Genomic DNA, 21539 nt, shown 5'->3' with positions numbered 1-21539 from the left:
AAGTGCCGGTCGATGCTAGTTGTCACCCCAAATTCTACTCACAGCGTGATGGTTGTCAACTCATTTTTTCACGGTTCAACGGGAGATAGAGGTAGAAGGTACTGCCCTTGCCCTCAGCGCTTTCAAGTTCAATCGATCCGTCTAGCAATCTGGCCAAATCCCGACTGATAGACAGGCCGAGTCCTGTTCCCCCAAATTTGCGGCTAATGGACCCGTCCGCCTGTTGAAATGCTTCAAAAATGGATTGATGTTTGTCTTCAGCAATGCCAATTCCCGTATCTTGCACCGAGAAAACAATCCATTGGCTCAGAATACCTGACTTCTTCATTTGCTTGGTGCTTACGGTCAGTGTGACCTTCCCCTGATGTGTAAACTTGATGGCATTGGACATGAGATTACGCAAGATCTGTTGGACTCGTTGGGGATCAGACCATAGGGTCTCTGGTAGCCCTGGCTTCTTGTCCAACTTCAGCTCTACTCCCTTTTTCTCGGCAACCAACTGGAAATGAGCCATGGCATCTTCCGTGAGTTGTGCAACACTGATATCCTCCAAGACGATATCCAGTCTGCCCGCTTCCACTTTGGACAGATCGAGAATGTCATTGATTAACGTTAGCAACTCCTGACCAGAATGCTCAATCATTGTGGCAAAATGTACGATATCCTCCTGTTCCATCGTATCTCCGTTCTCGCTGATCATCTGAGCAAAGTTAATGACACTATTCAGCGGTGTCCGCAGTTCATGCGACATATTCGCCAGAAATTCCGATTTGTACTGTGAAGCAATCATCAACTGCTTGGCACGATCCTCCAGCACAATCTGAGCCTTCTGCAATTCTTCTTTTTGCACAGACAATAAACGATTGGTACTCTGGATGAGCAAAATCCGATTTTGTTCATTCTGGAAGTCTCGTAAAATAAATGCAAAAATAAGACTAAGCAAAATACCAACAGGAAGGGTATACGGCATAATATGAGAGAAAAAATATGTAGCCGGGATAACGCCGACAATAGCTATGTTCACACTATTGACCACATTTACAATCAATATGACGATAACACCTTTAATAATTAACCTATAGTCACTGCGTCTCATCCATATATTCAACCCTGCACACACCACGCCCAAAATGGACATATTAATCAGTGCAGCCACCGTAGCATCATTGATACCAAAAGTTAGCCGGGTCAGTCCAATCCCAACACCCACGATAATAACGCTATAGGGTTGTCTATACGTCAAAACGGCAACAATTAAAGGAACAAAACGAAGATCAAAGACAACTTCATCATTAAGCTGAAATCCAAATACCGTGCTGATCCAGCCTGCAAAAATAAGTACGAACAACGAACATATCTGTTTTACTCGTGATGAAGCTCGTATTACGATGTATTTATAGAACACACTAGCAAGGTAAGCGATGGTTATGAGCATCCCCATATTTAATACGAACATTTTTGAAAATTGCATTCACTCACTCCTGTTGTCGTGTATTCATTGACAGAAAACCTATAGTCCGTATACATCTCTATCATATCATGCCCATTCAACCTTCGACATTCCTTCGTCGTCAAAAAAATGCACAAAAATACACAAATCAGGATTCAATTTGTGCGCTGAACGTAGTAGAATATATTGTTGTTCGATTTTATTTGCTGTGATCCAGTTCCTTGCGAACCTGGATGAAAGGAGAAACGGTGTTGTGCACGTATTAAAAAGCAAATCCTACTGGCTGTCGTTAAGCTTGATGCTTTCCTTGGCTGTCATGGGGATGTTCTATGATATTTTGAATAGTCCGGAGCGCGGGTTCTATGTTCTTAATTCCCCGTTGGACCGGATCATCCCTTATGTACCTTCCATGTCCATACCCTATCTGGGTTGGTATCCGTTTGTCTTCGGCGTCTTGGCTTATTTATGTGCCAAAGATCGGCTCACTTATTATCGCGTCCTGTTATCCATGAACATCTGTGTCTGGATCTGTTACCTGATCTATTTTAATTTTCAGACCATGGTGCCGCGTCCCGAATTAACAAGTACAGGTCTCGGCGCATCTCTCCTTGGATGGCTCTACGGCCAGGACCGTCCATATAATTGTTTTCCAAGTATTCATGCCCTTCATTCTTATCTGGTTATGCGTGCTGTTCTCTCCGTTCAGAGTATTCGCAAACATGTTAAGGTGTTAGTTGCTGCTGGTGCAGCATTAATTATATTGTCCACCTTAATGATTAAACAACATGTAATCTATGACGCCCTGGGTGCGGTCGTACTCGGCGAATGCGTTTTCACAATTATCACCGGGCTCTCGCTGCACCGTCGTCGCAGAAAGGAATCGAAGTGGACAGAGGGGATCAGCTGACCCCTCGCTCCGACGTTTTCTGGAGATGCTGTTGCCTTCTCCACTCATCAATAAACAAACTTGCAAAATAGGGATCCCACTGGGTCCCTTTTCCTTCTTCCAAAATAGATAGCGCTTTCTCATGACTCATCCCATTCCGATATGGACGATCAGACGTCATGGCATCAAAGGCATCAGCCACGGCAATGATACGACCAAACAGCGGAATCTCTTGGCCTGCTATGCCATCAGGATATCCTTTGCCATCATATCTTTCATGATGAGACCTTACACCCGGTAGGAAGTCTGCCATCGCATCAATCGGTTCAATCTGTAACAAAATACTCTCCCCAAGAACAGGATGTGTGCGAATGATGGCGAATTCCTCATCGGTGAGTTTCCCATCTTTCAACAACACCTCATCAGGTATGCCGATTTTTCCAATATCATGCAGCAGTGCTGACTTGTATAACAGATCGGCTTGTTCTTCATTCATGCCACTCAGCTTACCAATCATTATGGAATACTCCGCGACTCGCATGGAATGACCGGCCGTGTATTTGTCCCGTGCGTCCAATGCAGCCGCCAGGGTGGAAAAATAACTTTGCAGCAACTGCCGATTACGTTCCTGCCTCATTTCCAGCCGATTAATCATCATATTGAATCCAGAGATGAGCGCAGAAAATTCGTCCGCGTACAAATCAGGCGTTCTTCTGCCCAGATCTCCCTCTTGAATTCGGTTCATCTCCTCAGTCAGCTCCGCAACCGGTCCGCGTACATCCCGAATCAGCAGCCAGCTTCCCACAAGGGCGAAGCCCCCGCCTAACACAACGATAAGAACTGCCCACAGAATATACTCTTTCGCAAACTCACTATCCATATACTGAAGACGGATCGATGTAGCCAGAAAGAACAGAAATAATGGAAATAAACCGATTAGCGCTGTACTCAGCTGAAATTTACGCTGAATGGACACCAGGACACGTCCTCCAAGCGATGGCTCCATGCCATGCTGTTCTTTGCCTCTGCGGCGAACTTCCAGCAGCAACGGTCGAACGGTTCGAACGGTCAGAAAATATTCAATCAGGGCATGCATCACAGCGATCAATAAGGCGCACGCAGCTGCAACTGCGACGTATCCATATGGGAATTCCAGCCATCCTGTAGAGATCATCCATAGCGTTAATCCGGCAGCAGGTAAGGAAAACCCAAGCATATGCGGACCGAGAATGCGATAGATCGTTTTTCCCGGAAATCGGTGAATGCTTTCATACATCTTTGTCAATTCGGCCTTCTCATGATGCTCGGCGGCAAAAAACTGCCGGATGGGGCCAAGTTGAGCCCATAGCGTCATCAGTTCAGCAACAAGCATAAACAATAGTGAAATCAACACAATGATAATGAGTCGTACAAATTGAATGTTTGGTATTTGTAAGGTAGACACCATAACGACTGTACCTACCACAAAAACAGCTCCCAATGAACCGATAAGATAATTTCGCATCAGACGAAAGATAAATGAACGGTATACTTCCACCCTAACCCCTCACTCTCTAGCTGCAAACCAGTTCTCCCCATTGATGATGACAGAGGGAGATTAAGGGTACAGCCTCCTATTTGTTATCGGTTACTCGGACTGAAAAAATTAATTCATTTCACGGATGGGAAACCTCCATCCTGGAATGAACTATGAATCGCTCATTTAACTTATATGTACGCGTACAACCATACAAAAAAGACTGCTCCCCGTAGGAAACAGCCTGATATGGCAAGACATTTCTTATCCTTTAATCTTGGCAGCCAGAATCATTGTACCACGCGGCTCATCACCCATCGCATCCGGTTCAAGTGTGATGGCGACCGTGTCGTAATCGTTGGCAGAGTCTAACGTATAGTATACCGCTCCCGTTCCATTATGACTTAGGAAGGTCCCCGCATTCTGAGGTGTATCGCCCTTGATCAGCCAAACCTGGAACGCCTCATTCCCTTCCAAAGTAGGCAAATTCTCCGCCTGTACGACCAGGTGAGTGCCTTTGCTGTCAATAACGATGGTAGCCAGACCTTGGGCCACAATGTCCTGTGTTGCAGGACTAAGCTTAACGGCTTCGCCTGTCTGCATTCCCTGTGCAGGCTGCAGGGATGAAGCAAGCTGCTCTTGCAGCTGAGCATTCTGTGCCTGCGCCTGAGCAAGCTGCTCTTGCACCGTCGATGAGCCCGCAGCTTGCTTCTTCAGCGAATCGACCTGGCCTTGCAGCTGCCCGGCGTAGATGCCGAGCACGAGCGCCGCTGCCGCGAGGGCTGCGCTCGCTATGCGCCAGGCGCGGCTGCTGCGCGCACGCGCGCGCCCTTGAGGCTGCCACGGCTGTGCCCGTGCAGCCTCTTCTGCCCGGGCTGCAGGCACCACCGTCTCCGGCGGCAAGCCTTGCCCGGGCTGCGCCGCTCCATGCTGCGGCGCAAGGTCCCCCTGAAGCACCGCGGGTGCTTCAGGCTGCGCAGGAGCAGCCGCCGGCTTCGTTCCGGCGCTCTCCTGCGCATGTCCGAGCACGTTGCCCAGCACACGTGCTCGCATGCCAGGCGGCGGTGCAACGGGTTCCGCCGCGAGTGGCAGGAAGCCTGTTACTTCCTGCAATTCCCTCACCTCCAGGCGACAAGACTCGCAATTGGCCAAATGCGCTTCGAATGCTGCCACTTCCTCCGCTTCGAGTCCTCCCAGCACATACACCGGTGCCAGATCAGACCATTCCTCATGTCGTTCTATCATGGATGTATGCCCTCCCTTCCCGCGTCCGGATGCATTTCAGCATCGGCGAGCAGCTTCTGAAGCTGTCGCATCGCAAGCCTGACACGGCTCTTTACCGTACCCAGCGGAATCCCGAATCTGCTGGATACCTCCTGTTGCGTTAAACCTGCATAATAGATCGATTCAATGACCTGTTGTTGGTCACCATTCAACTGGGACAAGGCTTCTTTAATTCGGACACCTTCCCATTTACGCTCTATTTCTTCTTCTGTATTTGTATGTTCATCGGCATATGCCGCCAGTGCTTCGTTTTCCATTGAGGTCGTAGCTGCGCTTTTGGATTTTCGCCTCAGCATGTCCACTGCAATGTTGCGCGTAATGGCGAACATCCACGTGGTCAGCTTCCCCTGTGAGGCCTCATATCGTTCAGCATTGTTCCAGACCCGCAGGAATAATTCCTGGACAGTCTCTTCTGCTGTCATTGGATCACCAACGATCCGATAAGCAAAAGAATACACCGCCCGCTCGTAGCGGTCATATAAAAGCTCCAGTGCGGAAGCATCTCGCTCTGCAATCTGCCGCATTAACCTGCTGTCCTCTATTGGTTCAGTCATGCGAGGGCCCCTTTCCGTGTCATCCCTCTTATTATAACCTACGCAGAATCATTTGAAGAGGATTACCTTATTGAAGAAAAAATCTGAAATGTTTCCGCAATTGTTTTCAAAAAAAGCTTCAACCTTCCTTTTTATTGCAAAAAATTACAGCCTGTGGTATACTCTAAGAGTTGGTATTTAAACAACCTCATATGATTTTCTGTCTTCTTTAAACCCCGGAATATTTTCTTCATGCTGCGACCGCAGCGAACATGCACATTAACCTATGAAGATTGAAGAACCTGAATCACAATAACCCGGTAGTACAGAGTTTCACAAGATGTTCCCATTCACACTGGCGCGGTCATCGGAGCCGCAAGGACAAAAGAGAGGTAGGGCTTTTGTTGTTTTGGATGTCACTTATTCTTGAGAAGATTGAAAACATACACAAAGCACCCGGAATTGGGTTCCGGGTGTTTTTCCATGTCCACTTTTAATAAAAAGATGGACAGACAGCCAAAAGGCGCCGATACAATCTCGGCGCCTTTCATCGGAGTTGTATGGATCAACTCCCTGATACAGTTGCTATTGTAAGATCTAGATAAACATCGTTTTGGAGATGATGACCAACAGGATGAACAGTACAAGAATCGTACCCATGGATCCCCAGCTTCCTCCGCTATGTCCATAGGAAGTTCCACAACCATGGTGATACCCGTGCAGCACTGGAGCATGATTGGGATGATGAGCGTAGCCGTAGCCATACCCCGTTGGCATTGTACAACCATATCCGTACCCATGCATTTCATGACCTGTGTATTGGTATCCTTGCATATGCTCATACCCTCCCATATGTCCGTATACGTGTCCCTGTCCGTTCGGTGAATTCGGTTTTACTTCGCTCATTGTTCATTCCTCCTTAACATTTGCCTACACCCCTAAGCTATGTATTTTGCCTACCTCTGGACCGGGCTATGGCCCTACTTTGACAAAATAGGCGTTTTCACTATTCCTGTAGGCTTGTCCCCAAACCAAAAAAAACCCCACCGGTTACCCGGCGGAGTTCAAACATATTATACCCAGAAAGATTTAGTGATGATAACGAGAAGAATGAACAGAACCAAGATGGCACCAGTTGATGTCCAGCCGCCGTATCCTGTGCCTCCAAGTACTTCGCTCATGGAGATTCCTCCTTTACCAATGGTTTAGGTGTTAAGGGTCTATTAGATGAGGAATGCTTTGGAAATGATAACCAACAAAATGAAGAGAACCAAAATGGCACCAGTCGATGTCCATGCGCCGCCGTATCCACCTACAACTCCACTCATGCAAAACCCTCCTTTTATTTGAGGTACAGTTCACTATATGCAAAAGTCACTCGCGAGACCGGGCTCTTGTTAAAAATGGGCCAGGGTACAATTGAGGTATGACTATGAACCGAAATACACATCCAGTTTCCCTGTTGGCTGTGTTGTCGCCATCCAAACGGCGGCCAAGCTATCAGGTGACTGTGTATAGGCTGTGATGTAGTCACCAATGAGCACTGTTGGTACGGGTGAATTCCCATTCGGATTGAAGGATGTCGTTGTGAGTCTTCTGTTCGTAAATGTCGCTCCCCCATTAGAGGACTCAGCTACATATACATCTAGCAAAAATCCATTTATCTGGTTGGAATAATAGATGACTCGGATTACTCCCGTAAATGGTGATACGGAAATCGAAGGAAAGAAATTCTGTGATCCTACAGGTGCTCCCGTTATACTTACCGGTTCGCTCCAAAGCAAACCATCTGGCGATTGACACATGAGTACATCCGTATATCCATTTCGGGCGTCATTCCAGACTGCATAGACTGTCCCACTGTAGATACTGTTGGAAATATCTGCACCCAGACTCAGATTCGTTTGAACACGGAACGCATAATTGGGTACAGGTAAGGGAGAAGGTGCAGGTACCACCGAAGAAATTAGGGTCGACTGATTATTTACTGGAGGCTGAAATGTCGCACCTCCGTCGTAAGATATCCTTAACAAGGCATACGGGCTCGTCGGACCCGTGGTTATATACCCGGCATAGACTTCACCCGTAAATCCAATTGCGATTGCCGCCCGATCATGGAAGCCTCTCGGACTGGAAATCCGGCTTGGCGATTGCCAGGTCGCAGCCTGATCCAGAGACCTTTGCAAAAAGATTGATGATGCCGCTGTTGCCAGCGGCGTGTATCCAACATAAGCATTACCACGATACGGGCTACCAGGTGTTCGATCACACGCTATATACGGTTCATCATTGTGAACGATGAGACCATATCCTCTGTTTACAAACACCGGGGGAGCCCATGTGAGACCGTCATCCATTGAAGTATAACTAATAATGGTCCCGTCATTATCCCCATTAAAAACATGAACCGTTACAATAAACGTACTGGGGAATGTGTAATCAATCGTGGGGGCTTCAGCTCCGGCGTAACCCGCAGGTTGAGGCAAGGTAGTCGTTGACCAGGTCTGCCCTCCGTCAATGGAGCGATATAATCCAGTAAGTGTTGGCCCAGTACTTGTATCGACTGCCACAACACACATTATATTGGGTAACAATTCATTTACTGCAATCGACGGTTCAAACTGGTTCCCACCCAATGCTCCTGTAATATTTACAACCGGCATTTCATTCACCTCCGTTATATTTGGGTTATGGAATATTTGTGAATCGGTCTACCCATACCATCTCCGATTGCAACACACGCTGCAGGATATTTCCGGTGGAGTCCAAACTGAACACCTGAATAACCGTGCTTGTTGCACTGAAATAATCGCTCTGAACCTCAAAATAATCTGCTGTGTTTAGCGTATATAACAACGTTCTAGATGCCTGGGGAGTCAATTGGAACAGATCATGACCAATAGGGATTCGGGTTGTCTGGGAAGTATCCCAGCGAAAGACCTGAAGCTCGATATTGGCTGGAATATTGAGAGAATCATTCAAACAGGTGACAATTAATTGAGTAGCTCGATCACTCCCATTAGGAGAGTTAAAGAGGAGACCTGTAGTGTAAGGCATTGTAATCCCTCCATTCCTCTATACATCTGCCGACAAAGGTTGTCAGTTTAATGTAAAATATGTAACCCCCAGATAAATGCCACGGCAAAACTCACGTATGTCCTACAAAAATCCGCCCTTGTTGAGCCAATGAAATGCGAAAAACTGCAAGTCCCAGATACAGGACTTACAGTAATATATAAAACTATTTTCTATTCTCTATTCTCTATTCTCTGCTGACTTCCATTAATTGGGCCGTGTCTGACGGGATACCAGTTTCTCCTGAACAGATTGCAACTTCTGCACACTGGAAGCGTCGGGTTTGTCACGACGATCGTCAATCTTGACAGAAGTGGAGACACGCTGGGCCCCGGATAGAAACGGAGCTTCGTGCAAGGCCGCAATTGCTGTAAATACTTCATTGAGCGGGCCTTCGATAATGGTACTCATGGAGGTCAACTGATATGTAATGCCCCGCTGTTTTTCCAATACTTTCTGCATGTCTGCCACATAACTGCTCAAGCTGGTCGTCCCGGTGCCAATTGGAATTACGGTCACTTCTGCTATTGCCATTTCGCTCGGCCTCCCTTGGGCCCCGCAAGATACCGGTGCCGCTCATTTTTAGTCGATTTTTGCCTATTTTTATTCTACCAGTTGAAGGAACCACAATTCAAACTGACGTGATAACGTCATCTGATTTGAACAAAAATTTTTTTTGATAAATCTTCAAATCTTCCAGTCCTTTTCCTTTGCGGAATCCTGGCTTAAATGGTATACTCGGAATTACGTTTTACTGTGTTGACCCTGTTTACAAACACTATATGTTGGGTTACAGTAAGAGAACAGCAACAAAATGTAGTAAAATTAAATCACCCCACTTCTATTAGTCATCTTCTGAAATCTCGCGAAAAACAGGATGAAATCACCTCCAAAGGCACGTCCCTGTAGGTGTAAATCGCTTTCTCGAAACAGACTTGACTCGGAGGTTAACGGGGCTATTTGGACTGCACCGGTATCCTCTAATTACAGGCGTGTCTGCTATAGACAAAAGATTACATAAGCACCCTTTTCTGTCTTTTTTTGAATCATTATAGACAGCAAGGAACTCAGGGCATCCATGGGCATTTTCAGCCGCGAGGCAAGGGGAATGCTTTTTATGTGACCATGTTCTGAGTGCTGCTCCTATGTGCAATATGATGCAAGACTCGCTACTACCGCCGTTCAGTCCATAATATGCAGCTTATATCTTTATCTCACCGTAAGAAGACACTCAATTCTTTATATAAAGAATTTCTCCAATTTATCTCTTAAACATGCGAAAGCGAGGAATATTCATGCCACAAGTTGTGACCAAGCCGAACAACCGCCAGCTTGCCTTTGATGATATGCGCATCTCGGTATATGCAGATCGTATTCTGGAAGGACTGGACATGCTCGACAAGGAACGTCTGGTACGCGGGGTAAACAGCAAGCTCCGTCGTGACGAAGTTACCGGAGACGAGATCAGCAACGCTTTTATGATGAGCGCTCTGGAACTGGTAACGAAGGAAGAGCCTAACTGGAAATTCGCAGCGGCACGCTCCCTGCTTACTTCCCTTTACAAGAAAGCGGCAACCAACCGCAGATACAAATCATACCCGGAAGAGCCTTACGGTGCTTTCCACCCCCTTCTAGTGGATCTTGTGAAGAAAGGTATCTACCGCGAAGAACTGCTGGAATGTTACACCAAAGAGCAGATCGACGAACTTGCTGAATGCATCGATTACCGAAACGATCTGTTGTTCGACTACATCGGTTTGCTCACACTGGCAGAACGTTACCTCGCTCACGACTTTGACGGAAAAGTCATGGAATTGCCCCAAGAGCGTTACATGGTTATCGCGATGTACCTGATGCATCAGGAGCCTGCTGAGAGACGTATGGATCTCGTTAAGGAAGCTTACTGGGCAATGAGCAACATGTACATGACAGCAGCTACACCTACAATGTCCAATGCGGGTAAAAAAGTGGCTGGACAACTCTCCAGCTGCTTCATCGATACCGTGGATGATTCCCTTGAGGGCATCTTTGACTCCAACACAGATGTAGCACGTCTCAGCAAAATGGGTGGCGGCATCGGCGTTTATCTCGGTAAAGTCAGAGCTCGTGGTTCGGACATCCGGGGTCACAAAAATACAAGTTCTGGTGTAATCCCTTGGATTCGCCAACTAAATAACACTGCGGTCAGCGTAGACCAACTCGGAACACGTAAAGGTGCGATCGCTGTTTATCTGGACGTTTTCCACAAAGACATTCTGGCATTCCTCGACCTGAAGCTGAACAATGGTGACGAGCGGATGCGTGCGCATGACGTATTCCACGGCATCTGCCTGCCTGACCTGTTCATGGAGCGAGTAGCGAGCCGCGGCGAATGGAGCCTGTTCTGCCCGCATGAAACGAAAAAAGTGATGGGCTGGAAAGATGAGAACGGTCGTCCACTCGGACTGGAAGATTTCTATGATGAGTCCGTAGGCGAAGGCGCGTTCCGTGAGAAATATGAAGAAGCGGTCAACCACCCGCTGTTGTCCCGTATCACGGTTCAGGCGATTGACATCATGAAACGTGTTATGAAATCCCAACTGGAAACCGGTACGCCTTACATGTTCTACCGGGATACGGTTAACCGTTCGAACCCGAACAGTGCACACGGCATGGTATACTCTTCCAACCTTTGTACCGAAATCATGCAGAACCAATCTGCAACTGTAGTTGAAAAGGAAGAGCTCGTAACCAAAGATGGACAAACCCGCATCGTGATTTCCAAAGTGCCGGGCGATTTCGTAGTCTGCAACCTGAACTCCATTCACTTGGCACGTGCTGTGCCTCATGATGTATTAGAGCGTCTGGTACCGATTCAAGTTCGTATGCTGGACAACGTTATCGATATCAACAACATTGAAGTGCTGCAAGCCCAATACACCAACAGTCAATACCGTGCGGTTGGTCTGGGAACATTCGGACTTCATCACCTGCTTGCTCTCGAAGGCATTCGTTGGGAATCGGAAGAAGCAGTCACATATAACGATAATCTGTATGAAAAAATTAACTATCTGCTCGTGAAAGCCAGCATGGAACTGTCCAAGGAAAAAGGACATTATCCGAAATTCCAAGGCTCCGATTGGCAAACAGGCAAATACTTCGACCAACGGGATTACACTACAGGTGAGCGCGTAGGCGAATTCGTTACAACTGAACAATGGAAAGAACTGCAAGCCCAAGTACAGCAAAACGGTGTACGTAACGCTTGGTTGTTCGCTATTGCACCAAATGGTTCAACGTCCATCATTGCAGGTTCAACAGCCAGCATTGATCCGCTTTATGAACTGTTGTCCTATGAAGAGAAAACGACATACAAGATTGCCAACCCGGCACCTGACCTGTCCGAAAAAACGATCTGGTATTACAAAACAGCGTTCATGGTGGACCAACATGCTTCCATCAATATGGCCGCTGCCCGTCAACGCCACGTCGATCAGGGACAAAGCTTCAACTTGTATGTTCGTCCAGATATCAAAGCAACGGAGTTCCTGGAACTGCATCTGCACGCCTGGAGAGCCGGCATTAAATCAACTTATTATGTCCGCAGTCGGGCATTGACTATTGAAGAATGCGATTCTTGCGCAAGCTAAGTTTTATCGTGATGCTGAAAGCTCACTAGATCTACGATGACTACCAGGGCATCCTGTTTTGAATGCAAAATGGCGTTGCCCTGGTACTTTTTTGCCCAAAACACGATCACAACATCATGAGATGTTGATATAGATGCCACATTATACAACCCTAATATATAAAAGAATTAATGATTACACGATAACGAAGAGGACAGAACAAAGCTGAAGATGCGGAGCTAAAAGCTTTCTGAAAGAAAGCTGCATCGGAAGCATACGCTTCGCCTTTATCACCGGATTTCCCCTTATAAAAGAGGGAATCAAAAAATCAGGGGATAACAGCGATCGGAAGGTTGTTCTGTCATCGTAGTTATACAGTGTAAATTCATTCAAGGAGTGAACGGATTATGCAATTGCAGAAAATTTTTAATACCGAAGCGCCTAACCAGTCTACCCGTATCATTGAAGGGGAATGCTCAGGCATTCTGAACTGGAACGATATTCGTATGCCTCATATGTACAAACTGTACAAAGTACTGCTGCTCAACCACTGGATCGCGGATGAAATTCCTATGTCCAAGGATGCTTCCCAATTTGCCCAATTGGACCCGGAAGAACAGCGTACATTCAAAGTCAACATCTCCCTGCTCGCTGTATTGGACTCCATGCAAACGATGTTTGTAGGTGACGTGAAACGTTATTTCACGGATTCTTCACTGGAAGCGATCTCGGCAATCATCGGACAACAGGAAGTTGTACACAACCAATCGTACTCTTACGTCCTGTCCTCCATCGTATCCGATCGGGAGCAAAAGGAAATCTTTGAATACTGGAAACATGATCCGGTGTTGCTTGACCGTAACCGGTTCATCGCCGACATCTACCAAACCTTCCGGGATAACCCGTCTCCACAGACGTTCTTCCAGGCCATGGTAGCCGATCTGGTACTTGAAGGTATCTTCTTCTATAGTACATTTGCCTTCTTCTACAACCTGGCCCGTGACCAGAAGATGATGGCAACCAGCCAAATGATCTCTTATATTCAGCGCGACGAGAACCAACACTGCTACTTCTTCGCTGAAGTGTACAAACAGCTGCTGGTAGACTTCCCTGAACTGAACACACCAGAGAACATGGACTATGTGTACAAAACAATCAACCGTGCCGTTGAACTCGAAACCAACTGGGCGCACTACACTCTCAGCAACGTACGCGGGATTGACCTGAACGAGTTGGAAGACTACATCAAGTACATTGCTAACAAACGCTTGCGTCTGATGGGAATGGAAAAAGCATACGAAGGCGTGGATGTAAACTGCATGCCTTGGATCAAACCTTTCTCCGACGAAGCACTGAATGCTACGAAAACAGACTTCTTCGAAGCCAAATCCCGTAACTACGGCAAAGTCGGCGACGATAACGGATTTGACGATCTGTAAGTTGATTGATACAGTAAGCTTAATTTAATGAACGCAATCTAATAAAAATTGTACAACACTCCCCTTATTGAAATGTCTTGATGGCTTTCTGCTTGTGGGAGTGTTTTTTCTATACGACTGGATAGGATACTGTACCCATCCATCCTGCAAGTTTGTAAGATATAATGGAAAAAGGTTCACATTCCCCTATTGAAATGAGGCATAGTGATGGAAAGAGAACTGCTGGAGCAACTAAACAAATGGCATGAACAGGACCAGTTCCGTCTCATTATTGAACGTATTCAACAAATCCCCGAATTCGAGCGGGATTATGAGTTAATTGGACAACTTTCCAGAGCGTATAACAATGAAGGACGTTACCGTGAGGCTGTCCAACAGTTACTATCCGTCCATGAACAGGGGGCAAGAGACCCTCTCTGGCAGTACCGGTTGGGTTACGCTTATTATCATATGGCAATGTATGAGCAAGCACTCAAAGCTTTTGAGATGGCAAACGAGCTCTTGCCCCATGACGAATCGACTATCGAATTTCTCGAATGGACACGGCCCAAAGCAGAAAAAATGCAACAGGATCGACAGCGCCATCAAGAGATATTGTTGGAGTTAGAGCACAGTGGCAGGCTGAACAACCTTAGAGCCGCTTCCGGGTCCTACGATCCATTTTCATTCTGGGAACAGAGTGAATATGCGTTGGAAAGTTATGTATCTCCACCGTTTGACGAGGAGATGATCCAAACCATGGAACAAGAGCTAGGCTACAAATTACCTGCCTCCTATATCCATTTAATGAACACACAGAACGGTGGAATCCCTGCACACACCGTTTTCCCAACCAAAGAAGCCACTTCATGGGCCGAAGACCATATCGCCATTACGGGGATTATGGGCATTGCACGGGACAAGTCCAATACACTGGGCGGAGAATTTGGAAGTCGTTTCATGATTGAAGATTGGGGATATCCTGATCTCGGTATTGTGATCTGTGATTGTCCATCTGCCGGACATGATGTGGTGATGCTGGATTATCGATTCTGTGGCCCTGAAGGCGAACCTGCGGTGGTTCATGTGGATCAGGAAGACGATTATGAGATTACATATCTGGCGCCTAATTTTGAAGCTTTTATTCGCGGATTGGTTGATGCTGATACGTTTGATCTATCTGACGAAGAGGATGAAGACTGAGAGCGCAGGAGGGGCTTATGACAACCCGTATTTATTTTGGCTCCAATAAACTTGGTGAGATTGAGCGAGTATCCTTGCAAAAGGCGCTTCATGACTTTAATTTGGGAACGCTTATGGATTATAAGCGAACCGATGAGGGTGTGATGGGTCAGACACTTCTTATTCGCTCTTCAGAGGGAGAATATATTCTGAAAGGCAACCCATTATATGCGGGACAACTTCAGGAAGAGCAATTCTTTGTAGAACAGCTGAGAACTCACACCAACATTCCTGTACCTGATCCATATTTATTACATGAAGATACCGATATATTGGGCTGGAGCTATGCCATCATGCCCCGATTACCTGGAATGCACCTGCATGATCCGTCATTCCAGGCTTCACTTTCACAGGAGGATCAGGAAAAGATCGCTACGATGCTTGCCCAGTCGTTAGCAGAACTTCACCGCTGGAAGGTCCCTGATGCGGGAGAGTATGATCCTGTAGCAAAGCAAATCGTTCCCTTTGCAGGCAAATATCTGGACTGGCTCTATGGCACAATCCATCACTGGCTGCAAGATGCTGCAAAGTACTCCATGATAACAGACGAGGATACACAGTGGGTGGACGAGCAATTAAAAAACGCTGAATCTGCATTTCAATCCATGCCTGTTCCTGGATTTGTGATGGGTGATTTTAAGGTCGAGAACTTTGTGATTCAGAGGAATGATGATAGCCTTACTTCGGACTGGGAGATTAGTGGTCTGTTTGATTTTACAACGGCCTATTTTGGAGATGGCACAGCCGACCTAACCAAAATGACAGCCATGTATGTACGCGAAGGTCAACCCGAACTTGCCAAACGATTCCTTCACGGTTACCGGGAGGTTGTATGTGCAGCGGATTCGGAGCGATACCAGCACTTTGCCACACGTCTTAGGGTGCATCTGCTCTATCAGCGTATTTTGTTATGGGGTGAATGCAAAGCAACAGGCCGAGTGACCTGGGCAGCGGATATGCCTTTTGCAGATTGGGCGGAGCAGTACATGGATTCGGTAATTGCTTTGCTAAATTAGCACAACAAAAAACCGCCAGAAGGATGAGATACACTCACTCCTGGCGGTTTTCTCAAACCATCATATATTTAAATCGGATACGATCCTATGAATTAAGGTTGTGCAATCGGCAATTCTTGATGTTTCTGCAAAAACTCCAGCATCCGCCGATAAACGAGAATCTCATTCGTTTTTCTGGAGAAGCCATGGCCTTCATCATCCAGAACGATGTATTCCACGTCTACCCCTTTCCCCTGCAACGCGGCCACAATCTGATCCGATTCCGCCTTCACGACCCTTGGATCATTGGCACCTTGAATAACCAGCATCGGGTTGACCATCTTGTCCAGATACGTAATCGGAGAATCCTTCGTTAATCGTTCGCGATCACGGACCGGATCACCCAGCCAGTTGTCCATCATCGGTTTCCAGTCTTCCGGTACGGATTCCAGGAAGGTAAACAGGTTGCTTGGTCCAAAAATATCAACCGCAGCGCGGAATAATTCCGGATGACGTCCTGCCAGCAGCAAGGTCATATACCCGCCGTAACTGCCCCCCACCACGAACAGCCGATCCGGTGATGAGATGCCCTCGTCAAACAGCCAGTTTATACCGGCAACACAATCTAGCCTTGGGCCCTCACCCCAATCCCTCTCAACCATTTTGCCAAACTCGGCGCCATATCCAGTGCTTCCCCGGAAGTTCGGAGCAAAAATATGATAGCCCTGAGCCAGCATCATTTGGAACATCGGACGAAAGAATTTCGCTTCCGATGCCTGTGGCCCGCCATGCGGCCAAAATACCGTGTAACCATTAGCCTGTTCCGGTTTTGCTTTGAAAAAAAGCGCCTCGATCTCCAGTCCATCGTAGGAGTTATATCGAATGACATCCGGGTAGACAAGATCGCTCGGATCAAGCCCTGTTACCCGATTCGCAGTCAGTGGTTCCCAGGACTCATTACCTGCCATCAACCGATAGATATTATGCGGCTGGATAGCTCCACGCCCCAAGATATACACATTTCCAGCTTTGGTGACTGTCACATCCTCCACCGTATCGAGCGGCATGTCTACACGTCGAGGCTGCTCAGAGCCTTTGTCCAGCGCGTACATCCGATTCTCGGGACCTGTAAACGTCCAGAAGTATAACGTCTCGGAATCCTTGTGCCAGCGGATGATATCCACGTCTTCTCCCTCCACTTTGCACAGCGGACGAAATTCATGAGTATCCAACCGATATTCAGCCACATAGGTGTACGGCTCGTTATCATTGGTGATCATCAGCAGCCGATTATGGTCTGCAAACAGAACATATGAGACCTGACTCTGCCGCTCAGAGACCGGAATAATGGATTCTGACTCACCGTTCCGGTACACGTATGCTGTCTGGTAGGTATTGGAATATACATTCAGGATTACGTAGGCTTGTTCATCCGGGCTCACAGCAGCCAGATTGCTTGTCACCTCTTCCCCCTGATGCAGAAGCTCATCCTCTCCCGTTTCAAGGTTAATTCGGCGTGAATTGAGATAGCTCGGGTTATCCCTGCTTGTCATATAATAAAGACGCTGTCCATCCTCGGACAGATAGGAGAAATAACAACGATCATCGGGCTCTGCCGGCACAACAGGAAATGGAACCCCACCTTCCGGTTGAAGGGCATACAGATGATAATTCTCATCGCCATCCCGATCAAACGCCGTGAGAATATGACGTCCTTCCAGGTCTGGTTTGATAAACTGGCTGCTCTGATTCAAATACGTCAAAGGATACGGGTAGCCACCCGGCAGATCCATCGCCCAGATATTGGGCTGTCCATTCAGATTGCTGTCAAAAAACAAACGTTTCTCGTCGGCTGATACGGCAAAATGGGAAATCCGATACGTCTGGAAATATTGTTCCACATCCGGTTTGGGAAACTGAATCATGACAAACCTCCTTGAGTATGAACGAAGTATCAAACAGTGGTAAATTAAGGGTGTATTTGTCCATATTATATGTACATCCATTGTTTGCACAATAGATATGTCATATTTTTTCCATTTCAGATCATTCGATTACGTATAAAAGGTCATATGGGGTTTATCCTCACGGTAATAGTCAAGTCTCTGCTTCATATTTCCGGTATGTAGCTCGAACAGATGACCATCGGGATCGGTAAAATAAATGGATAATGCATCCTTCGGATCGCGTGGTCTTCCGGGAAGAATGTGAGCCCCGGCTGCTCGCAGCTGCTGTACAGACTCGTCGAATTCATCTTCTTTTACGGTAAATGCAATATGTGTATACGTTCGTTCCGTATAATTGCGAATGACATCTTCCTGATTCAAAGCAATCCATAGTCCGGCAAGTTCGAAATATGCCAGCTTCCGGCCTTTCACCTGAATACGGGCACCGAGAGCCTGCTCATAAAAGGTAATGGACCGTTCCAGATTGGATACGGAAAAGCACAGATGATTAATCCCCTGAATATTCATTGGGCTCCTGACACCTCCACATTTTAATGAACTGTTGTAATAGCTACATCCTTATTATGGTATATTTTGCACCAAAAACAAATGCCCTTCTTCCTCCTTGCGCACCTTCTTCTGGGCGAATGCATAGTTTAGGCGTATGAATGAATGTGCGAGGAGGATGTAAATCGAATGAATCCTGTCTATCCTTTTTACGGTGAGAAAACGGTGTGCAAGCCACAAAAGCTGGCTTTCCCACCCCAGCATCAGGACCAGCAGCCTGGTCTGGAAACCCTGATGGTGCCTGAACCGATCAGCGAAGATCCTGCTTATATTGGCAGCTGCAAGCTGAAAGGCAAGGTTGCGATTATTACCGGTGGTGACAGTGGAATCGGCAGAGCGGCAGCTATTGCTTTTGCCAAGGAAGGTGCAGATATCACCATCGCTTATCTATATGAACGGACCGACGCCGAAAGGACACGTGAACGCATTGAAGAGCTCGGACAACGGTGTCTGTTAATCGAGATTGATCTGCGGTTGAAGAAAAACTGCGAGGCTGTCATCCGTACGACCATGGAAACCTTCGGAAAGATCGATGTCCTTGTAAACAATCATGGCGTGCAGTATGTACAGCCAAGCATTGTCGATATTACGGAAGAACAGCTGTACCATACGTTCCAGACGAATGTGTTTGCCTATTTCTTTCTTATTCAGGCGGCTCTCCCACATCTGTGTAAGGGTGCTTCCATTATTAATACAGCTTCCATTACGGCCTATAAAGGTAACGTGCAGCTGATTGATTACTCCTCCACCAAAGGGGCTGTGGTTTCTCTGACACGGGTACTCGCCAAATCACTCGCATCCGAAGGAATCCGGGTGAATTGCGTGGCTCCGGGACCCATATGGACACCACTCATTCCATCCAGCTTCTCCGCTGAAGACGTGCAGGTATTTGGAACCGAGACGCCGATGGGCCGGGCAGGCCAACCTTATGAACTTGCGGCTGCCTACGTTTATCTCGCTTCCCGCGACTCCTCCTATGTCACTGGTGAGTGCATTCATGTCAATGGCGGCGACATGGTAACGACCTAGTCATCTGGAGAACACCTTAAATCTTTGAGAAAGATATAATGGCACTGAAATGAATGCAACTGTATCATCCCCGTTCACGGGCTATGTTAGGTTTGATTTCGCGTTGGCAGCAGGAGATCACGTTACCTGTTCCGAAGAGGGTTAGGAGTAATTGATCCGGCGAGCCGGAACCTGACATCTTGCGACAAGGAGCTGAACAACCTGATGAACTACGATCCACTCTACCAACCGTATCCGTCTTATCGCGTGCCCGTTTATGCCAAACAAGGCATGGTCGCCACTTCACAGCCTTTGGCTGCACAAGCGGGTCTGGACGTGTTAAAAAAGGGCGGCAACGCCATTGATGCCGCTATCGCCACCGCTGCTGCGCTCACCGTGCTGGAGCCAACGTCTAATGGCATTGGGGGCGATGCCTTTGCCCTCGTCTGGACCGAGGGCAAGCTGCATGGCCTGAATGCCAGTGGGCCTGCGCCTCAAGGTATATCGATTGAGGCTCTCAAAGCGGCAGGCCACTCGGAGATGCCGAAGCTGGGGGTCATCCCGGTGACGGTGCCTGGCGCACCGGCGGGTTGGGCTGAGCTGAGCCGCCGATTCGGACGGCTCACGCTGGCGGAAGCGCTGGAACCGGCTGTCCGCTACGCGGAAGAAGGTTACCCGCTTGCGCCGGGACTGGCCCGCCATTGGGCACGGGCAGCCGACATATATGCACGTCAAGGCGATGCGGAAGCCGGGCGGGCATGGTTTGAGACGTTTGCCCCAGGCGGGCGTGTTCCGGCCGTGGGCGAGATGTGGCGTTCGCCGGATCATGCGTCTACACTGCGCCGGATTGGCGAGAGCGACGCGCGAGACTTCTATGAAGGCGAACTCGCGGAGCGTATTCACTCTTTTATGGCAGAACACGGAGGTTACCTGACCAAAGAAGATCTGGCTGCATTCCAGCCTGAATGGGTTGATCCGATCTCGGTCTCCTATCGCGGATATGACGTGTGGGAGATCCCACCGAACGGTCAGGGGCTGATTGCTCTGGCTACGCTCAATCTGCTGAAGGGCTTTGATTTTGAAGAAAAGGAATCCGTCCTGGCATACCACAGGCAGCTGGAAGCCATGAAGCTTGCGTTTGCCGATGGGGAGAAATACATTACCGAGGAACGCAAGATGGGCGTAACGGTGCAGGAATTATTATCCGAAGCGTATGCAGACGAACGGCGCAAGCTCATTGGTGATATGGCACTTCCGCCTGAAGCAGGCGACCCAAGGGCAAGCGGAACGGTGTATCTTGCAACGGCAGATGGTGAGGGCAACATGGTTTCCTTCATTCAGAGCAACTATATGGGCTTCGGCTCAGGGCTAGTTGTGCCAGACACAGGCATTGCCCTCCAAAACCGGGGACATAATTTCTCGCTTGATCCCAATCACGCCAACGCACTGGAGCCGGGCAAACGGACATTTCATACAATCATTCCGGGTTTCCTCACTCGCGGTGATGAAGCGGTCGGACCATTCGGGGTCATGGGCGGTTTCATGCAGCCCCAGGGCCATGTGCAGGTCGTCATGAATACGGTGGACTTCCACCTCAATCCACAGGCTGCGCTCGATTCTCCGCGCTGGCAGTGGACCAAAGGCAAAACGATCCTGGTTGAGCCCGGATTCCCTCAGCATATTGCACAAGCGCTTGCCCGCAAAGGGCATGATATACAGAACGCCCTCGATCCATCGATGTTTGGACGAGGCCAGATCATCTGGCGCAACCCGGACAACGGCGTATTGTGCGGCGGCACGGAAAGCCGGGCAGATGGCTCAGTAGCAGCGTGGTAATACGCGCTGCAAGTGCAGCTGAATGAGAGCGGGAACCCTACGCTCAGGAGTATTGCATATGCTGCGGGAATCGGGAAAACTGTTCATATATATGAATGTATTTATTCATGATATGTAGTCATTCATCATTCGTTTGGTTTCAAGGAAAGGGTAAAGAAGAGATCTAATCGGTCTC

The 21539-nt window shown here is 47.9% G+C and carries 19 protein-coding genes; 7 read left to right on the top strand and 12 right to left on the bottom strand.

The genetic code is table 11. The features are described 5' to 3' along the window. Window positions 1-55: 55 nt before the first annotated feature. Window positions 56-1471 (bottom strand): sensor histidine kinase, encoded by a 1416-nt coding sequence (locus HP548_RS15235; protein WP_076290586.1) that lies wholly within the window; start codon window positions 1469-1471, stop codon window positions 56-58. A 232-nt stretch (window positions 1472-1703) separates the two neighbouring features. On the opposite strand from HP548_RS15235, the gene HP548_RS15230 reads away from it, so the two are divergent. After that, window positions 1704-2357: a phosphatase PAP2 family protein gene (locus tag HP548_RS15230; RefSeq protein ID WP_175382129.1), complete on the top strand. Its 654-nt coding sequence runs from the start codon at window positions 1704-1706 to the stop codon at window positions 2355-2357. On the opposite strand, the gene HP548_RS15225 is transcribed toward HP548_RS15230, so the two are convergent. The 9 genes from HP548_RS15225 to HP548_RS15195 all read right to left on the bottom strand — a co-directional run bounded on the left by HP548_RS15225 (window position 2350) and on the right by HP548_RS15195 (window position 9278). Beyond that, a complete protein-coding gene (locus tag HP548_RS15225) occupies window positions 2350-3873 on the bottom strand; it encodes an HD domain-containing phosphohydrolase (RefSeq protein ID WP_175382128.1) in 1524 nt (507 codons plus the stop codon). The two genes, HP548_RS15230 and HP548_RS15225, sit on opposite strands and share 8 nt — an antisense overlap. A 243-nt stretch (window positions 3874-4116) precedes the next feature. Then, window positions 4117-5097, bottom strand: coding sequence for an anti-sigma factor (locus tag HP548_RS15220; protein WP_175382127.1), 981 nt, complete (start codon window positions 5095-5097; stop codon window positions 4117-4119). Continuing rightward, on the bottom strand, window positions 5094-5690 hold the full coding sequence (locus tag HP548_RS15215; protein WP_175382126.1) for an RNA polymerase sigma factor: 597 nt from the start codon (window positions 5688-5690) through the stop codon (window positions 5094-5096). The genes HP548_RS15220 and HP548_RS15215 overlap by 4 nt, the downstream gene beginning before the upstream one ends. 576 nt (window positions 5691-6266) lie before the next feature. After that, a complete protein-coding gene (locus HP548_RS33395; protein ID WP_076290590.1) occupies window positions 6267-6575 on the bottom strand; it encodes a hypothetical protein in 309 nt (102 codons plus the stop codon). Window positions 6576-6742: 167 nt separating this feature from the next. Continuing rightward, on the bottom strand, window positions 6743-6850 hold the full coding sequence (locus HP548_RS33090) for a YjcZ family sporulation protein (protein WP_217504721.1): 108 nt from the start codon (window positions 6848-6850) through the stop codon (window positions 6743-6745). A 42-nt stretch (window positions 6851-6892) separates the two neighbouring features. Then, the gene (locus HP548_RS33085; RefSeq protein WP_017690880.1) at window positions 6893-6997 is read right to left on the bottom strand and encodes a hypothetical protein; all 105 of its coding nucleotides are present in this window, start codon (window positions 6995-6997) and stop codon (window positions 6893-6895) included. A gap of 102 nt (window positions 6998-7099) precedes the next feature. Further along, complete coding sequence (locus HP548_RS15205; RefSeq protein ID WP_076290591.1) at window positions 7100-8332, bottom strand: sialidase family protein; 1233 nt, start codon at window positions 8330-8332, stop codon at window positions 7100-7102. Window positions 8333-8357: 25 nt separating this feature from the next. Next, window positions 8358-8726, bottom strand: coding sequence for a hypothetical protein (locus tag HP548_RS15200; protein WP_076290592.1), 369 nt, complete (start codon window positions 8724-8726; stop codon window positions 8358-8360). 225 nt (window positions 8727-8951) lie between these two features. Beyond that, window positions 8952-9278, bottom strand: coding sequence for an MTH1187 family thiamine-binding protein (locus HP548_RS15195; RefSeq protein ID WP_175382125.1), 327 nt, complete (start codon window positions 9276-9278; stop codon window positions 8952-8954). Window positions 9279-10039: 761 nt separating this feature from the next. Between HP548_RS15195 and HP548_RS15190 the strand changes: the two genes are divergently transcribed. The 4 genes from HP548_RS15190 (at window position 10040) to HP548_RS15175 (ending at window position 16028) form a co-directional block, all read left to right on the top strand. Further along, on the top strand, window positions 10040-12373 hold the full coding sequence (locus tag HP548_RS15190; RefSeq protein WP_163759014.1) for a ribonucleoside-diphosphate reductase subunit alpha: 2334 nt from the start codon (window positions 10040-10042) through the stop codon (window positions 12371-12373). 386 nt (window positions 12374-12759) lie between these two features. Continuing rightward, window positions 12760-13791, top strand: coding sequence for a ribonucleotide-diphosphate reductase subunit beta (locus HP548_RS15185; RefSeq protein WP_024632189.1), 1032 nt, complete (start codon window positions 12760-12762; stop codon window positions 13789-13791). 207 nt (window positions 13792-13998) lie between these two features. After that, complete coding sequence (locus HP548_RS15180) at window positions 13999-14973, top strand: SMI1/KNR4 family protein (protein WP_175382124.1); 975 nt, start codon at window positions 13999-14001, stop codon at window positions 14971-14973. A gap of 17 nt (window positions 14974-14990) precedes the next feature. Continuing rightward, the gene (locus tag HP548_RS15175; protein ID WP_175382123.1) at window positions 14991-16028 is read left to right on the top strand and encodes a phosphotransferase family protein; all 1038 of its coding nucleotides are present in this window, start codon (window positions 14991-14993) and stop codon (window positions 16026-16028) included. Window positions 16029-16120: 92 nt separating this feature from the next. Here the strand turns inward: HP548_RS15175 and HP548_RS15170 are convergent, their stop codons facing one another. Then, entirely contained in the window at window positions 16121-17932 is a 1812-nt protein-coding gene (locus tag HP548_RS15170) for a S9 family peptidase (RefSeq protein WP_175382122.1), read from the bottom strand. A gap of 129 nt (window positions 17933-18061) precedes the next feature. Continuing rightward, window positions 18062-18481, bottom strand: coding sequence for a metallothiol transferase FosB (gene fosB / locus HP548_RS15165; protein WP_099858607.1), 420 nt, complete (start codon window positions 18479-18481; stop codon window positions 18062-18064). A 168-nt stretch (window positions 18482-18649) separates the two neighbouring features. Here fosB and HP548_RS15160 point away from each other — a divergent pair, with 168 nt between their 5' ends. After that, window positions 18650-19549 carry a glucose 1-dehydrogenase gene (locus HP548_RS15160; protein WP_175382121.1) on the top strand — a complete coding sequence of 300 codons (900 nt, stop codon included), beginning with the start codon at window positions 18650-18652 and terminating at the stop codon, window positions 19547-19549. Between the two features lie 204 nt (window positions 19550-19753). Continuing rightward, window positions 19754-21364: a gamma-glutamyltransferase family protein gene (locus HP548_RS15155; protein ID WP_175382120.1), complete on the top strand. Its 1611-nt coding sequence runs from the start codon at window positions 19754-19756 to the stop codon at window positions 21362-21364. The last annotated feature ends 175 nt before the right edge of the window (window positions 21365-21539 follow it).

This window comes from Paenibacillus taichungensis (assembly GCF_013359905.1).
GTDB lineage: Bacteria > Bacillota > Bacilli > Paenibacillales > Paenibacillaceae > Paenibacillus > Paenibacillus taichungensis.
The sequence above is the reverse complement of the archived record's forward strand: the minus strand, read 5'-3'. Positions and strand labels throughout refer to the sequence as shown.

Bases quoted from the DNA above. Each gene is read 5' to 3' on its own strand.
- HP548_RS15220 (WP_175382127.1), bottom strand. From the start codon at position 5,097: ATGATAGAACGACATGAGGAATGGTCTGATCTGGCACCGGTGTATGTG.
- HP548_RS15155 (WP_175382120.1), top strand. From the start codon at position 19,754: ATGAACTACGATCCACTCTACCAACCGTATCCGTCTTATCGCGTGCCC.
- HP548_RS15235 (WP_076290586.1), bottom strand. From the start codon at position 1,471: ATGCAATTTTCAAAAATGTTCGTATTAAATATGGGGATGCTCATAACC.
- HP548_RS15190 (WP_163759014.1), top strand. From the start codon at position 10,040: ATGCCACAAGTTGTGACCAAGCCGAACAACCGCCAGCTTGCCTTTGAT.
- HP548_RS15175 (WP_175382123.1), top strand. From the start codon at position 14,991: ATGACAACCCGTATTTATTTTGGCTCCAATAAACTTGGTGAGATTGAG.
- HP548_RS15160 (WP_175382121.1), top strand. From the start codon at position 18,650: ATGAATCCTGTCTATCCTTTTTACGGTGAGAAAACGGTGTGCAAGCCA.
- HP548_RS15195 (WP_175382125.1), bottom strand. From the start codon at position 9,278: ATGGCAATAGCAGAAGTGACCGTAATTCCAATTGGCACCGGGACGACC.
- HP548_RS15200 (WP_076290592.1), bottom strand. From the start codon at position 8,726: ATGCCTTACACTACAGGTCTCCTCTTTAACTCTCCTAATGGGAGTGAT.
- HP548_RS15180 (WP_175382124.1), top strand. From the start codon at position 13,999: ATGGAAAGAGAACTGCTGGAGCAACTAAACAAATGGCATGAACAGGAC.
- fosB (WP_099858607.1), bottom strand. From the start codon at position 18,481: ATGAATATTCAGGGGATTAATCATCTGTGCTTTTCCGTATCCAATCTG.
- HP548_RS33090 (WP_217504721.1), bottom strand. From the start codon at position 6,850: ATGAGCGAAGTACTTGGAGGCACAGGATACGGCGGCTGGACATCAACT.
- HP548_RS33085 (WP_017690880.1), bottom strand. From the start codon at position 6,997: ATGAGTGGAGTTGTAGGTGGATACGGCGGCGCATGGACATCGACTGGT.
- HP548_RS15205 (WP_076290591.1), bottom strand. From the start codon at position 8,332: ATGCCGGTTGTAAATATTACAGGAGCATTGGGTGGGAACCAGTTTGAA.
- HP548_RS33395 (WP_076290590.1), bottom strand. From the start codon at position 6,575: ATGAGCGAAGTAAAACCGAATTCACCGAACGGACAGGGACACGTATAC.
- HP548_RS15215 (WP_175382126.1), bottom strand. From the start codon at position 5,690: ATGACTGAACCAATAGAGGACAGCAGGTTAATGCGGCAGATTGCAGAG.
- HP548_RS15185 (WP_024632189.1), top strand. From the start codon at position 12,760: ATGCAATTGCAGAAAATTTTTAATACCGAAGCGCCTAACCAGTCTACC.
- HP548_RS15170 (WP_175382122.1), bottom strand. From the start codon at position 17,932: ATGATTCAGTTTCCCAAACCGGATGTGGAACAATATTTCCAGACGTAT.